This window comes from Aliivibrio logei (assembly GCF_001691055.1).
GTDB lineage: Bacteria > Pseudomonadota > Gammaproteobacteria > Enterobacterales > Vibrionaceae > Aliivibrio > Aliivibrio salmonicida.
The window spans coordinates 451,476-466,653 of record NZ_MAJU01000008.1; the positions used below are offsets into that span (position 1 = coordinate 451,476).

General features: G+C 36.5%; 9 protein-coding genes, 1 tRNA gene and 1 pseudogene. 1 reads left to right on the forward strand and 10 read right to left on the reverse strand.

The features are described 5' to 3' along the window. Positions 1–429: 429 nt before the first annotated feature. The 10 genes and pseudogenes from A6E04_RS06260 to A6E04_RS06305 form a co-directional block, all read right to left on the reverse strand. Complete coding sequence (locus tag A6E04_RS06260) at positions 430–3,900, reverse strand: type I restriction endonuclease subunit R (RefSeq protein ID WP_083198925.1); 3,471 nt, start codon at positions 3,898–3,900, stop codon at positions 430–432. Continuing rightward, complete coding sequence (locus tag A6E04_RS06265; protein WP_065610541.1) at positions 3,897–4,673, reverse strand: hypothetical protein; 777 nt, start codon at positions 4,671–4,673, stop codon at positions 3,897–3,899. Before A6E04_RS06265 ends, A6E04_RS06260 begins: the two co-directional genes overlap by 4 nt. Before the next feature lie 6 nt (positions 4,674–4,679). Further along, complete coding sequence (locus A6E04_RS06270; protein WP_065610543.1) at positions 4,680–5,927, reverse strand: restriction endonuclease subunit S; 1,248 nt, start codon at positions 5,925–5,927, stop codon at positions 4,680–4,682. Beyond that, positions 5,921–7,525, reverse strand: coding sequence for a type I restriction-modification system subunit M (locus A6E04_RS06275; RefSeq protein WP_065610545.1), 1,605 nt, complete (start codon positions 7,523–7,525; stop codon positions 5,921–5,923). Before A6E04_RS06275 ends, A6E04_RS06270 begins: the two co-directional genes overlap by 7 nt. A 14-nt stretch (positions 7,526–7,539) precedes the next feature. Next, complete coding sequence (locus A6E04_RS06280) at positions 7,540–8,445, reverse strand: restriction endonuclease (RefSeq protein WP_065610547.1); 906 nt, start codon at positions 8,443–8,445, stop codon at positions 7,540–7,542. A 589-nt stretch (positions 8,446–9,034) separates the two neighbouring features. After that, positions 9,035–9,418, reverse strand: a complete 384-nt coding sequence (locus A6E04_RS06285; protein WP_105063114.1) for a hypothetical protein — start codon at positions 9,416–9,418, stop codon at positions 9,035–9,037. Further along, on the reverse strand, positions 9,415–11,664 hold the full coding sequence (locus A6E04_RS06290; protein WP_065610548.1) for a pesticin C-terminus-like muramidase: 2,250 nt from the start codon (positions 11,662–11,664) through the stop codon (positions 9,415–9,417). The genes A6E04_RS06285 and A6E04_RS06290 overlap by 4 nt, the downstream gene beginning before the upstream one ends. Before the next feature lie 200 nt (positions 11,665–11,864). Beyond that, a complete protein-coding gene (locus tag A6E04_RS06295; RefSeq protein ID WP_065610550.1) occupies positions 11,865–12,200 on the reverse strand; it encodes an RNase H family protein in 336 nt (111 codons plus the stop codon). Continuing rightward, positions 12,155–13,135 (reverse strand): annotated as a pseudogene (locus A6E04_RS06300) (integrase arm-type DNA-binding domain-containing protein); the annotation flags it as partial. The pseudogene A6E04_RS06300 and the gene A6E04_RS06295, both read right to left, overlap by 46 nt. Positions 13,136–13,308: 173 nt before the next feature. Then, positions 13,309–13,385, reverse strand: a tRNA-Val gene (locus A6E04_RS06305). Between the two features lie 199 nt (positions 13,386–13,584). Between A6E04_RS06305 and A6E04_RS06310 the strand changes: the two genes are divergently transcribed. Then, positions 13,585–15,138 (forward strand): diguanylate cyclase, encoded by a 1,554-nt coding sequence (locus A6E04_RS06310; RefSeq protein ID WP_017021102.1) that lies wholly within the window; start codon positions 13,585–13,587, stop codon positions 15,136–15,138. Positions 15,139–15,178: the final 40 nt, after the last annotated feature.

Genomic DNA, 15,178 nt, shown 5'->3' on the forward strand with positions numbered 1-15,178 from the left:
TTTGTATATAACGATCACTGATAATAGCTACTATTGAGTATTACTAGTTAAAAATTGATAACAAAAGAAATTACAGGCACAAAAAAGCCCACACTAGGTGGGCTCTTTCATTCGCTACTGGACTCGATTACACACCCTACCTGATTGATTATAAACAAATAATTTAAAGTAGACTTTTAAAGTGTTACTTCTGGTGTTACTTTAATAAAAACTAACCTAAGTTACTCCAGCGACCAAGTTACCACACACTGACCCTATGAGTTTTCAGCTCAAGATGCCTGATATTTCATTGAACTTAAACATTATAAGAGTGAGGGGGTTGAACAATTAACCTATATCATTGAAAATTAATGAGTTATGCCAAGTCGACTTTCAAGGTTATACAGAAGGGCCGCTTATGCAGCCTTTCTGTTACAAGAGTAAAGAAGACTAGCTATTCTTAGAGATCTTTTTCAATTCCTCAGCTAAATTTTCAGTAATAATCATAGGTTCAGGCTTATCATCAGATTTACCAAACCGCTTATTAATATCGGATTTTAATCTTTCCAATCCATCAGCAGCTTTCGGATAAGCAATTAAAAACGCCATGACAGGTCCACCAATGGCCAAGCTATAATCTCTAACATTCAAAATAAACTCGAGTACTGTACTGCCTTCTCGCGCTTCACTAAGCGACCACAGCAGCGTGCCTTCTTGATTATCGTTCGTATTAAAGAAATCTAAATCATACTCGCATAATCTATTTTGAAACTCTCCGGTCAACTGTAAATAATCGGTTAATATATCTTCATTGATAACGCCTCGACCTAATAAATCACTTCCTGAACCATAGGCACTCAAACTGGCAAGTCCTTGTTTATAAGGTTTATCCAACTTAATATTAAATCGCGCTAATTCTACTGCTTGCCTAGAATGTTTAATTTCATTACTAAAGAATATAGTGGCGTCCCCAATGCGGTGGGTAATACTCTCAAGACTAGCGCCTTCGTATTTAGCAGGATCTTCACCTACACCTAAGCTTCCAGTGTCATCTTCATACTGATGAATAATATCCTTAAAGTCTTTTATAATTCGACCGTAGATAGTTTTTCGTTCAAGTAATTTAGGTTTGTAAGCTAATGCAGAAAATACTTGCTCACGAAGTGGATCTTTACCGGTAAAATTGTATTCATCCATCATTCTATAAACAGAGTCTTTGTTTAACCCTTCCCTTTCACTGAATGCATGAATAGCTTTACGTTTCTCTTTGTGCCAGTAGCCTATAAATATTTCTTGTAAGTCTTGCTCTGGTGTAATATTAGGCATGTAGTCGTACATGAATTTTTCAATTAACTCACGCTTACTACGCAATTGCACTTCTTTTCCTAACATATCGAGCACATCACTAATGGTTTTTTGAGTATCGCCATTTGCTCCTTTATTTTTTTGACCTTTTTGAATCTGACCAAGTATATTTAAGATGTAGGCGACATTAACTTCATCCCTATGGATAAGCTCTAGTTCAAAATCCACCTCTTCTAAAATCGAAGATCCTGGCTCTTTGTCATGGGAACGGTCATAAATATCTAAATATTTACTCTTAAAGTCTTCAAAGGTCTGTTCATCTAAATTTAAATCAAACCAAGTGAAGTCAGTAAAAGGTTTTAATTTATTAAGTGTCCGTATTAATTGACGAAAGGCTTTCACGAACGCCAACTGTGCATCTTCACTTTGTAAATCATTGACCGCATTTGGAGTTTCAGTCAATGCTAATACTTGTTCTAATCTTTGATTAAACTGCTCTACATAAAACTCGTAAGGCTCCATTAAAATATCTTCGTTCGCGTCGGTATCACAAAATAACTTAATTGCTTCATCGGTATTTTCTTTAAGGTTGCGAAAACAAACAATGTTACCTTGTGATTTCAGTTCACCTAATATACGGTTGGTACGCGAGTACGCTTGAATCAAGCCATGGAATTTGAGATTTTTATCCACGTATATTGTATTAAGCTTTTTAGCGTCAAATCCCGTGAGGAACATATTCACTACTAATAAAATATCGGCACGCTCTGTATCCTGAAAGTTTTCTTTGTCCCTCTCTTTCATACGCTTAGCAATATCTTTGTAGTACGTATAAAACGCTTTACCGTCTTTTACTGAGTGCTGAGTGCGATACAGCGCATTGTAATCGTTAACAAAGGTTTCCAGCTTCTCACGGCTGTGCTGACTTTTGGGATCGTCTGTTTTAATCTCAAAGTCTGGCTCACCGATTAAACCATTAGCGTCTTCATCTTCTTCATTAGCGGCATAAGTGAAAATGGTAACCACGCGCAAGTCGTGTTCTCCGGCTTCCTTTTTGGCTTTAAAGGCTTCGTAATATTTTATGAGCATATCTTTATTGCTCACACACATCATGGCCGAAAACTGCTTATTGTGGGTTTTTCGATTATGGTTAGCAATAACCCAGTCCACTACGCCATTAATTCGATCGTCACTTTCGAAAAACTCTTTCTTGTTGATGTTATGCACTTGTTCATCAATCAAGCTGCCATCTTTACGTTTAAGCTTACCCCAATATTCTACAGAGAATTTTAATACATTCTCATCCGCAATAGCATTAGTGATAAGATATTTATGTAGTACTTTATCTCCGCCAAATAACATGGCGGTAGTACGTTTACCATGTTGATTAGCAGTAGCGTTTTTATCAAAGATCGGCGTACCAGTAAAACCAAACATTTGAGCATTCGTAAAAAAATTGACGATATTTTTGTGTGCGTCGCCAAACTGAGAACGGTGGCACTCATCAAAAATAAACACTATACGCTTATCGCGTAAGGCATCCATAGTGGCTTCGTGTTTAGTTTTCGTAATTGCTGTGTTGAGTTTTTGAATAGTGGTAACAATCAAAGAGTTATCACCGGCCATTTGTTTTACTAGTGAGGCAGTATTATTAGTTCCATCCACACTACCTTCGCTAAAGTAATTAAATTCGCGAGTGGTTTGATAGTCCAAGTCAGCACGATCGACCACAAAAACTACTTTATGTACTTTTGGTAATTCGGTAAGAATTTGCGCAGCTTTAAAGCTAGTTAACGTTTTTCCACTACCTGTAGAATGCCAAATGTAACCATGCTTACGGCCAGCCATGACTCGCTCAACAATAGCTTCTACTGCATAGTATTGATAGGGACGCAGTACCATCAAGATCTTGTCAGATTCATGTAGAACGATGTATTTACTGATCATTTTAGATACATGACATTTTTCTAAAAATACATCTGTAAAATCATCCAGCTGAGTGATCAGACTATTTCCTTCATCCGCCCAGTAAAAGGTTTGCTTAAAATCTTGTTTACGGTTATTGGCATAGTACTTAGTATTTACGCCATTAGAAATAACGAATAATTGCACATAATTAAATAAACCGCTCTCCGACCAAAAGCTATGACGTTGGTAGCGATTAATTTGATTAAAGGCTTCTTTTAATTCAATGCCACGCTTTTTTAATTCTATTTGAACTAAAGGCAAGCCGTTGATTAACAGAGTTACATCGTAGCGATTTTCGTACTTACCTACTTGCGTAATCTGGTGTGTCACCTGATATTGATTTTGACACCAATGTACGCAGTTCATGAACTGGATATAACAACTAGAACCGTTATCTAGAGTTAACTGGTAACGCTCTCGCAGGGTTTTAGCTCGCTGAAATACATTACCTTTATCCAGATGGTTAAGAATCTTATTAAATTCACCTTGACTTAGTTCAATTTTATTGTGAATTTCCAACTGCTGTTTTAAGTTGGCACGTAACTCATCCGCACTATTAACGGCAACACGCGTGTACCCTAAACCAGTCAATCGTTGAATTAAGCTTTCTTCCAACTGCGTTTCGCTTTGAGTGTTTGGCGTGTTCATTCCATTAATTCCTGTTCTTTATTATCGATAAATTCTTGCAGCTGGATTTCATAGTCTTCTAAATACTGCTCAAATAGCGCACGACTATAGCGAAGTTTACCCTTTAAGGGATATTGTTCGTCTAGTGATTCATTAAACTCTCGAATAACACGCTCTTCATCTAAAATAACTTCAAGTTCAAAAGATTGTTTTTGTCTAAAGGACTCAGTAATTAGAGTTTCTTGGCTAGGTCTATCAACTTGCTGAAAATCAATAAGTGATAAAGTTTCAAGCATGTGAAATGCAATGATATCAGTTACACTTTCGATCATGAAAGCCAAATTCATTGGGCTTTTTATTATTTTTGGAGCTTCCCTACCATGGGCGATATCACCTTTTTTATCTCTTATTTTTGCAATATAGGTACAAAACTTATTGCCTATAGCCTGTAATAACCCCTTTTCACAAGAATGATGAAATGCAGCAAGAACAACAACAGCCTGTTGGTAAAGTACGTGGAAGTCTTCATTGTCGTTGCGCATTTTCTCTAACGAGGTTTCGAGGTTTTTTATCTCGAGTTTATTAAATCTATCTCTAGTTTCTTGCGTGCGCACATCCACTTGTGCCAATACTGTTTTGGAGATACCTTCAATTAGCGACTTACAAGCCTCAATACAATGATCGCTAGATGTTTTTTTTTCAATAGCCTCGAACAATACATCATAATCTTTAAAGCTTGCATAACGTTGAAAGCTTTCTTTATTTTGTGTTAGAAATTCTTTTGTTCTAATCATAGTATTTTACGCAAACATCTTTTGTAGTAAGCCTTCTTTAAAAGATTCCAGCTTAGACACCTGTAGGGAAATGGCTTCTATTTTTTTATCAAAAGCTGTTAAACAACTGACGATCTTATCCTGCTCATCAACATGTGGACATGGTAGAGTCATATTCATAAAATCTGCTGTGGATATATTCATACGATCATATCGAGCACCATAGTTAGCTACACTACACATATAACGATGCCAAAGAGTAGTTTTAAAATACTGTTCATAAAACTCGTTGTTATCGCTCTTAAAATGAAATATGGAGTACAACGGTGACATTACTCCCCTACCAATTTTATTTTTATTAATAGGTCCTACAGGTGCATGTGCTGATATTCTTGGATTATATACATAGTCGCCTTTCTCTAAAACGTAATAACCTTCCAAATTATTAGCATTCGCAATATTTTTATCAAAATAATCTTGCTGATTAACAACTCCTTGCACCGCTGAATTAGTTAACACACGAGCAATTAAATTATCTTTATTCTTTACTGTTCTACGTTCAGCAAGTTTATTTAAAGGTTCTTCGTTCCAAGCAGGAAAATCAGAGTCATCATCTTGCTTAAAACGAATATCTTGAGAGAAAAGGTTTTGCATTAAGCCGCGTTTATAGACTTCTAATAGTTCATGCTTTCGATGAAGATTACTTATTCTCTCACCCAATACGCTCAGAAAATCAGCAATCTTTTGTTGCTCTTCCAGATTTGTTGTTATCGTGATTTTCACAGAGCTCAGAGACCCCTGACCTACATTAAATCGAGTACTACCACCACTTTTAGTTGTAATTTCTTTTCGAGAGGAACTAGTTTTAAGCAATAAATCCAAATATATTGGATTGAACTCAGCTGTAGGCCGTCCCCGAATTACGAAACCACCAAATGTAGCTGATTTATCCTTATCTAGGTATATATTTGATTGTCCGGCATCTTCTCTTGTCTCGGAGCTGCGCTGGAAAAGTACATCGCCGAATACTACTTCATTTTTTTCAAATTCCTTATCAAAAACCGAGACAGAGCCAATGATATCATCGTGATATATAGGTCTATCCGCAATGATATCTAATACATTGATAAACTTACGCCCATGACCATATTGTTCTTTATCGGCATTTATTCCATTTTTAAAACTCATGAATTGCCCAAGTGACTTTTCTTCCCATTCTTCTTGAAAACCAGGAAATCTTAACTTTGGGGCAATTTTCTTTTTATTAATCAACATACCGGCGATTCAACCTCCAATTCTTCGCAAAATCTGCGAATAGTTTCATCGATACCCTTCATGTCTTTATCCAAAAGTTTTAACTCCGCAGTAATTGCAGCTAAGTCCACTACAGCCTTTTCCTCAAAAGTGTCCACATAACGGGGAATATTGAGATTATATCCATTTTCAATAACCTCACTCAATGAAGCAATATAGCTGTATTTTTCATCTTCTTTGCGTTCACGGTAAGTACTTACAATTTTTTCTATATCCTGTTGGCGTAAGTAATTTTGATTTTTAGCTTTGCCAACATTATCTTTATTTGAAGCATCAATAAAAATAATATTGTCTGGATTTTCGCGACATTTTTTCAGAACTAAAATACAGGTAGGAATACTGGTTCCATAGAAAATATTAGCAGGTAAACCAATCACCGCATCTAACCAATTACCTTCTTCGATGATATAACGTCGAATATGTCCTTCGGCTGCACCGCGAAACAGAACTCCATGAGGGAGCACAACAGCCATAGTACCGTTATCATCTAACTGATAAAGCATATGCTGAACAAAGGCAAAGTCCGCTTTAGAGCTCGGAGCCAACTTACCGTATTGGGCAAAGCGATCATCACTTTCAAATATTTTGTTGGCGCTCCATTTAGCCGAAAACGGAGGGTTTGCGACAATTGCTTCAAATTTTTTATCTACATGTTGCGGATACTCTAGCGTATCTTCCTGTTTTAAATCAAAATTACGATAATGTACGCCATGCAAGATCATATTCATACGGGCAAGGTTAAATGTTGTTCGATTCATTTCTTGACCGTAAAAATCCCCCACATGCTCAACTTCTTTTTGTACTCGCAATAGTAAGGAACCAGAACCACAGGTCGGATCGTATACTGATTTCAAACGACTTTTACCGTTAGTAACCAGCTTAGCCAAAATAGTAGATACAGCCTGTGGCGTATAAAACTCACCAGCTTTTTTACCTGCTCCTGCGGCAAATTGACCAATGAGATATTCATAAGCATCCCCTAACACATCGCTTTCACTATCACTGATAGCAAAATCTATACTATCTAAATGCACTAAGATCTTAGTTATTAATTTATTTTTGGCCTCACTAGTTCGTCCAAGCTTAGTTGATGTTAGATCAAGATCTTCAAACAAGTGATCGAAATCATCTTCACTTTCAGCGCCCATTGTTGAGCGTTCTATATTGTCTAACACTTTTTGCAGATCATCGAGAATAAAATTATCTACGACCACATCATCTTGCGCATCAGGATCATCTATTTTGTGAGCACCTCGTTTGGTAATACTGCTGAATAACTCTGAGGGTTTAAGAAAGTAACCCAGCTCTTCGATTGATTCTTCTCTGATGACTTTGAGCATCTCTTGCCCGTCTTCACTAGATTCATCTATAGTGATGAAATCTATACCGTCTTCGGCAAGTATTGTATTTGCAAATACGTGTAGTTGTTCTGAAAGGTATTTAAAGAAGATAAAACCTAGACAATAGTCGCGGAACTCGTCAGCATCCATTTTACCGCGCAGCTCGTTGGCTATATTCCAAAGTTTTTGTTCAAGTTTCTTTTTTTGTTCTTCACTCATGTAATACCTATTTCTTAATTCTCAAAAAATTCTTCGTCAATTTTCTTCAGGCTTAATACCTGCTCATCTCGGCTACCAATATTATAGCGTAGCATCAATTTTGCTAACTCTTTACCATTGATAAGCACAATACGCATACCTAAGTCTTTCGCTGTTTGAGTCGCTGATGAGGTAAATTCCGATGTAGTGATGAAGATGCCTTTCTGCGCTTTCTTCAGATTAAGTGCACCAAAGAAATCTCGGATCTCACCTGCACCAACGTTATTGCCATCAGTATAACGCTTTGCCTGAATGTAGACTTGATCAACACCAAGTGGATCTTGATTAATCACACCATCTACGCCGTTATCACCACTTTTACCAAGGGTATGAGCCATACCCTCATCACTTCCGCCATAGCCCATAGCTAGTAGCAGGTCGATAAGTAGTTGCTCAAAGAAGGCTGGGGACACTTTACGAGTACGTGACAAAATATCTGAGGCTAAGGCATCGTTAATTTGTTTGTACGCAGCTCTTAGCACTTCATCGGGTGTCGCATCGTTATTAACGATTTCTATAGCTTCAGCTTTATCTACGTCACCATTTTTTTGCTTAGTGAATACATTGAAGTCATCAAAACGTTTTAAATAATGGTTATTGATCTCTTCACCACTATTTAGTGCCTCTTTCCCCAAATCTGTGATCACGAAATGACCACGCCTTGTTGAATCCAACAATCCTGCTTTAGTTAGGTAGGTTTTGGCCCATCCAACTCGGTTAGTAAATGCAGCTTGTCGTCCACTAGGAAGAAGTTCTGTTCTTTCTTCTTCTGAAAGATTGAATTGCTCTGCTAGCAAGTCAGTGACATTGCTAAGCTTTACTTCTTCATTCTTCGCGGTCTCTAACACTGGCTTCATTAAATCTTGATAACTTGGAAGCATTTACTCACCTATACACTTACTGTTCAATCCACTCACCGCAGCTCTTCATGCTTAATATTCTATATAATCATCAAGCTAATCTTCTGCTAAATTTATGCAAACTGTTACTTCTTTTAAAGTTAAAATTTAGCCTATTATTTTATAGTAAGGCTCTTTATGGCAATAGCTCTGGAAGGATATGAGAAAATTGAGGAAAGGACAACGATATTCATCATTAGAATCAGATAAATGAGCGTTTGTAGCACATTGTATAATCAAGTGTTACTCTCGTTTTAAAGTAATCTACGATCTAATAACTTTAGTGGGATTTTTAAAGCTAAAAGACATAAAGCACACACCTTTCGATATGGGCTTTATGTCTTCAGTGGTAGAAAGTTAGAATTAACCTGAAACCATACAGTTCAACTCTAATAGATCTTATTTAAATAACGCAATCACTGATTGTGATCTCCAATAGCGAGTAATCTCACAACATGACATTCGGCGATTGTTTTTTGGATTAACACATGAGTCATTAATGCAACTCCAATCTATTAAATATAAAAAACCGCTCAAGTGAGCGGTTTCTGATAGTTAGGCTCTATCATCATTAGAGAGCAAAATTATCGCATGCGTTACTTTTCATAGATATCGCTACATACTCATTACCATACTTACGTAAAATCATTGATGATTGTGCGTTATAAGAACCTTTCAATGCTTTATCAATAAAACAAACATGTAAGTTTTGTTCATCTTTTTCAACAATGTTTAATTGGTAATGCCATCTCTCACTCTCAATCAAAATTGATGAGTCTGTAATGACTGGCTTAGGTAAATTTAGTTCTGAAAAATGTTTTTCATTTCCCACACGTTTAGGCATTAATGAACTACTAAACGACGTAATATCTAATGTTTTATATATATCATCCATTGGGTATGCGAATGATAACGAACTAAAAATAATAGCTAATATACTAATGATTGTTTTCATAATAATCCTTTTAATAAGGTTGCTTCTGTCTTTCGTCTAGTTGAGTAATCATCATAAAAATTAAGTAAATTCTTATGCATTCCAGTCCAATTTTGTTGTATTGCCTGTTTCCAAAACTTTGGAGTCTCTGTCGATAAGTTACCATACTGATAAGCCACTGATGCTATTACAGTTTGAGCCTGACTTGGTAAGCACTCAAATTTAACTTTACTACTCGACTTATTATATAACGTCACTAATTTATCTGTTTCTGACTGTTTAACAAGTAAACTCAATGTATTAAGTTCCTCATTAGTAATTGTCAGTGGTATTTCTTCTAATTTATTCACAGCATCATACTTTTTCAAAGATAAATATGGTGTAAATTTATCAATTAATGATTTACTTAACCCCATTTTCTTTAAATCCGATAATGTTCTAGCACCCAAATCAAAACCTGTACCTATAGTAACTCCGCTTTGGCTTTTATCCGGAAAAGGAACGTAGCCTTTGGTCTCTACACCCTCTAATTTTTGGATGAAATGATGATCTATTTGTAATTCACATTGCGTCTCATAAACCCATATACCAACAACAGTTTCATCTAACGCCAACAGAGTATTCTTCCCCACCACTCCATCAGCACTGCCAACTTTGTAATCTGGATGAACCTCATTCGTTGGTGTATACGTACTTTGAAATGTTTTTATCGCGCTTTCTGTTCCTGAGCCAAAATCACCATCAGCCCCTGCACTACCTAAATCAAACTTCATTTTCAGCAACGCTTCTTGAATAAGTTTAACCTCATCCCCTTTAGCGCCTTTTTTAATGACCTCTTTCTTTCCTTGAGCAATAGATTCTAGTATCTCAGATTGTGCTAATAATTTTGATTGAAGCAATACCGATTTCACATTCACAATAGCCGTATTATTCTTAATTGCCTTCTCTTCTTGAACTGGCACATAAGCAAGCTCTGTATGATTTTTCTCGATCACACTCCATACATTGCAAAAAGGAAACGTTAGTTTATCTTCAGTTAAATCCGCTGGACTCTGCGCATTTCGATAAGATTCGTCGACACCTACTGTTTGCTGTTGATTAAGCAGTAATTCATCCCCTAATGCCAATGCGCCATTTTTGTGCTCGGGGTTATTTGAGTTTAAATCAAACAATTCTTTTGCTGTCATTCCATGCTGAACAGCAATATTTTCCCACGTTTCACACTGTCCTGTCTTTGGGTTAATTTTACAAATATGAGACGTTACCTCATCATGATTTTGATTCTCTTCTTTTATGAGAATCTCATCACCCACCTGTATTAAATCAGGATTAATAATTTGAGGATTTAAAGTAAGAAGAGAGTCATATTCTACACCTTGCTTACGAGCGATAAGCCCAAGCTCATCTCCCGATTGAACGATATAAGTTACTCGTCCATTTTCTTTTTTTTCTCGCTCTAACGCTTTCTCTGAACGAGCATTAACTATCTCATCTGGATTTAAGCATCTTGCGTTATCATCAAGCCATGCTGCATTAATTTCACTCAATTGCTCTTGGGTTATTTTTTCTTTGGTATAAAGCAAATGCTGACGAGCGACAACGGTATTGTTAATTTTCCAAGGTAGCAAAATAAAACCGTATTCATGCTCTGATAGCAATTCATTAGATAACACTTTACCTTTGGACTGAGTAACCTTAAATGACCACTTATCACCACCAGCAAGCTGATACTCGTTAATCAACTCATCATCGATAAAATGATAAAAGAACCCCACTTTAGGCCATGACAAACGCTCATACACTTGAATCGATGGTTTGATAGGAACGAATGATTCGGTAGCATGAGCAACGCCTTGCTTAACAGGCTTTACGTCATCAAATACCATGGCACTGCCACTTGAGATAAAGAACTCTCGACTGAGTACCTTTGGTTCATCAACATCCACACTAGCAGTAAATAACGTAAAGCCTTTCTCATTTTGAGTTTTATTCCATGTGGATATATTGCCTTCTTCTTTGGTTTTCCCTAAAGAGAATACACCAACTTGATAGGTGTTTAATTCATCCTGAGCACATGCTATTTCAATTGAATACTCAAACACTGCGGCTTTAGCTTGTTTCTCTTTTACTGGCTCATAATGCGGTACATCGACTTTAGTGGCTTTTGCTAATTCTTCATTCCACGGAAAGTAGGCATTCACAAATTTTGATTTAGTATCATCAACTGGCTCAACAAACTTTTCTAATTTTTCATCCCAGGCTTTCATTCGTTATTCTTCATTTATTTTAAATCACTTGCGAATGTTAATCTAAAATGCAAGTTCGTTTTAACTGAATGAATAGGTAGAATAACTAAAGTAACCTCTTCTAACTGCATGTCACAGTTTAAGTATCAAATCATGAACAGATCAAAAAATAATAAGATGGCAAGAGACCTAATTGGTCTCTTGCCATCTTATTAATACCTTTATTTACGAGCTGCCATTGATGCTAAAGAGTCAGCTTTTTCATTTCCTTCTATCCCACTGTGAGCTCTCACTTTAACTACTTCTACATACTTATCTTTACGCAATGTATCTACTTGTTGCCATAGCTCACGATAAGCTACAGGCTTCTTATCAGCTTTGCGCCACCCTTTCGCTTTCCAACCATCAAGCCATTCGTTGTAGCCCTTTACACAGAACTCACTATCCGAATAAATGATATCGCCATCAGCGGCGTATTCTAATCCTTCTACTAATGCCATGAGTTCTAGCTCCGCATTATCCGTTGATCTATTGATTGTGATTGAACATGTATCCAATTACTTTTATCAGCAGGGAAAAGGTATTCACTCTCACCTGTAATAAAATCAATCGTTTCTAATAAATCTAAGGTTTGCTTTGTTAATGGGACGGTATGTACCCTTCCCTTTTTCATTCGTTCAGCAGGGATAACCCAAAGCATTTTTTCTTTGTCTATTTCATCCCAGCGAGCACCAGCAGTCTCGGTAGGTCTTGTCATTGTATGAAGTTGCCATTCTAACAAACAGCGCGTGATAGGCTTAATAGAGGCGTAATTAATCGTTTTTAACAGCTCCGGTAGATCTTTAGGATCTAGCGATGCCTGGTTAGTAACTTTGGCTGTTTCAAACGCTTTCCCAATACCAGCAAGTCTATTGTGTTCTATAACACCAGTATTCACAGCAAAGGTCATGATCTCATTTAAACTACGACACAATCGCCCTACCGTTTCTAGCTTACCTTGATTTGCAATTGGCTTAATGGTTTTAATAGCTTGTGGTGCAGTAATATCACCAAGCAGGAATTTACCAAGATCAGGTAAAAGGTACTTCTCTATTCGTTGTTTTAATTTCTTGGCTGTTTGTTCTTTAATGCTTGTTTTCTTTACTTCAAGCCAATCATCAAATACCGCTTGTAAGGTATTCGATAACTCTAGTTGTTTTTCACGAAGTGTATTATCTCGATGCTCTTTTGGATCAATACCATCAGCCAGAAGCTCTCTTGCTTCAATTGCTTTGGTTCTTGCTTTAGCAAGAGATAAATCAGGGAATTTACCTAGGGTAAGATTAGCTCGCTTTTTAGTGATTGGTCGCTGGTAATTAAATATCCAAAATTTACTACCGATTGGCTTTATTCGAAGAGCAAGGCCATAGCCATCACTTAAATTATATTCCTTCAACTTAGGCTTTGCTTGTTGAACTTGTGTCGCAGTAAGAGGTTGAGTTTTATTCGCCATTGTAACACTCCAAATCACGTTTCAACTTCGTGTTACATAGAGTGTTACAATAAACCGTGGATTTTACAAGACACTAATGGACGTCTACGGACACTGAAAAGGCTAAATGATTGATAAAACAAGGAATTACAGGCACAAAAAAGCCCACACTAGGTGGGCTCTTTCGTATAATGTGGTGCCCGCTACTGGACTCGAACCAGTGACACCTTGCATGTCATGCAAGTACTCTAACCAACTGAGCTAAGCGGGCAAATCGTTAACCGGGAAGTAATTAACTTCGCCTTGAGAACGAGAGAGATAGTATCTACTTCAGTAAAAATCCGCAAGCAATATTTTCAAAAAAAACGCCAACTGGTTAGTAAATAATCGATGCGATTAAAATCAGAACACCTTGATACATAACTACTTTTAAAATACAATCGCAAATACCGTTAAAAGGACATTTACTCATGCCAACCAGTCGATTTCATCGCTTTGCATTTTTACAACCTATTGCGATCTTACTCCTTGTTGGTATCGCCATCATCTCTTTAACTTTTAGTGTGCAAAGTTTTCAATCAGTCGAGAAGACTATCCGTACATCCTCATTTCAAGCCTTTAATAACTCCATTGAAGCCAGTTACGATATTATTGATACCGCATTAAACGAATCTATTCGACGCTACTTAAAAGGTATTGTGACAACCTCTGCTGAATTTATTAATGAAATAGAATCGTCATCCTCTTTAACTCAGCAACAAAAAAATGAGCTAATCCAGACTTACATTAATAAAAGCAAAATTGGCGCAAGTGGCTACCCTTACATTTTAAACTCAAAGGGTAAATTATTGTTCCACCCTATTTTTCAAGGGCGAGACGTTAAACAGTACATTCATATTCAAGAACAAATTAGCAAAAGTGATAACTTTGTTGAGTACTTATGGACAAATCCTGGTGAAGAAAAACCACGAAAAAAAGTAACCTATTCTGTTTATTTAAAAAACATTGATTTTATTGTCTCTGCCAGTGCTTACAAAGACGAACTACTTCATTTTATTAATAAAGACATCTTAAAAACTAAACTCGATAAATACCAATATGGCAGCACTGGGTACGTCTATGTCATAGACTTAGACGGTAAGCTGATCCTTCACCCTAATTATGAAGGTGAAAACATTGAAAGCCTCATTGGATCTCATGCAAAAGGGTTACTAAAAAAGATCCAGCAATCAGTACATAGTTATAATTTACAAATGAATCAAGTGCCTAATACTTCATCCATCTCTCAACGAACGACTTACGTTGAAAGTTATTCTTATCAAATTAAGATGGATGGCAAATCTTATAAAAAAGATGTCCTATTCATTTACTACCCACATCTTGATTGGGCTATTGTCTCGGGGATATCTCGAGATGAATTAAACCGCCCAACAAACACGCTTCTATACAGCTTACTTACCTTAGTATTAAGCTTAATTACGATTATTGGAACCCTACTCTTACTTCTGAGTAAGCGTCACAAGAAACTCATTAACATACTGAATCGTGATTATTTAACTGGCTTATATAACCGTGGTACCTTCCATAATAAAGTATCGCCATTAATAAAATTAAATAAGAAAAATAATAAATTCACGCCCTATTCAATTGTGTTGTTAGACATCGACTTCTTTAAACGTATTAATGACACTTATGGTCATATTGTCGGTGATAAAGTGATCAGCATTGTCGGAAAAATTATCTTGCAGCATACCCACATTATCTCCTCTCGTTATGGTGGTGAAGAATTTATTTTCTTTATTCGAGAGAATGATGAAGCGAAGGTAATGGCGTTTACTGACAAAATCCGACAACAAATTAATAACTATAATACGTTACAAGCGAACATTACATTAAGCGCGGGGATAACAACCATAAATAAACCGGATGTATTGTTAGATGATGTTATAGAACAAGCAGATAAAGCGTTGTATTACTCGAAGAATACCGGACGTGATAAAATCACTCATTACAAAGACATATAAAAAAGAATAGATTGAAGTGGACAAATGATTGGCTTGTACT